Below are 302 nucleotides of genomic sequence, written 5' to 3' on the forward strand. Positions count from 1 at the left end.
TTGTGGCCGGCACGCGACGCGTGATCTCGGTTCGCATGGCTTATTTACCGGCTTCTTCAGGGGCGCGAAAGGGCGATGAAAGTGCAGTCGCCGACGTTCAACATGATTGGCGTCTCGACGAACGCGCGCGTCTCGAAGACCCAACAGCGGCCGTTGTGTCGATCTACGCGCGCGGCCGGGACTATCACAAGGTCATGCGTAACCGCTTGCAGCAACTGGCTGAGCGGATCGAGGCGGAGATCGGGCCGTATGGCTATCGCGTGTTCACCGATTCGGCGCCCGTGCTCGAAGTCGAGCTTGCG

At 61.9% G+C, this 302-nt stretch carries 1 protein-coding gene; it reads left to right on the forward strand.

Annotated elements, in window-relative coordinates:
- A partial coding sequence (locus tag SB753_RS36140) for a QueG-associated DUF1730 domain-containing protein (protein ID WP_410804909.1) occupies nt 1-302 on the forward strand: 302 nt, incomplete at both ends.

Source organism: Paraburkholderia sp. SIMBA_053 (assembly GCF_046534895.1).
Taxonomy (GTDB): Bacteria; Pseudomonadota; Gammaproteobacteria; order Burkholderiales; family Burkholderiaceae; genus Paraburkholderia; species Paraburkholderia caledonica.